This window comes from Campylobacter sp. 2457A, from assembly GCF_020135895.1.
Lineage (GTDB): Bacteria > Campylobacterota > Campylobacteria > Campylobacterales > Campylobacteraceae > Campylobacter_D > Campylobacter_D taeniopygiae.
This window is the reverse complement of record NZ_JACHTO010000112.1, coordinates 1-322: the sequence shown is the minus strand read 5'-3', so window position 1 is coordinate 322 and position 322 is coordinate 1. Positions and strand designations below refer to the sequence as shown.

The 322-nt window shown below is 30.4% G+C and carries 1 protein-coding gene; it reads right to left on the bottom strand.

The window, feature by feature from the left end; translation table 11 throughout:
* Positions 1-183 precede the first annotated feature (183 nt).
* The coding region (locus tag H2280_RS08570; RefSeq protein ID WP_272770178.1) for a flagellar basal body rod C-terminal domain-containing protein at positions 184-322 on the bottom strand (139 nt) is incomplete at its 5' end.

Sequence of the window (322 nt, the reverse complement as noted above, 5' to 3'; positions counted from 1 at the left end):
GTTATTGAAAATTTTTTTCAAAATTATTTGCAACTCACTCTAAAAAGAGCGAGTTAGCAATAATTTTGAAGGCAGTCAAGTCTAATCCAGTATTACAAATCTACCAGAAAATAGACTTGTAAAGCAAGATTAGTTTCCCACAAAAGTGGGAAAAATTTTATAAAGAATCAAAAGATCAAAAAATTATTGTTTCAATTGGATCAAAGTTTGAAGCATTTGATCACTGGTTGAAATCGTTTTAGAGTTTGCTTGATAACCTCTTTGGATGATGATAAGTTCTGTTAAAGAACGACTCAAATCCACGTTTGACATTTCAAGTGCT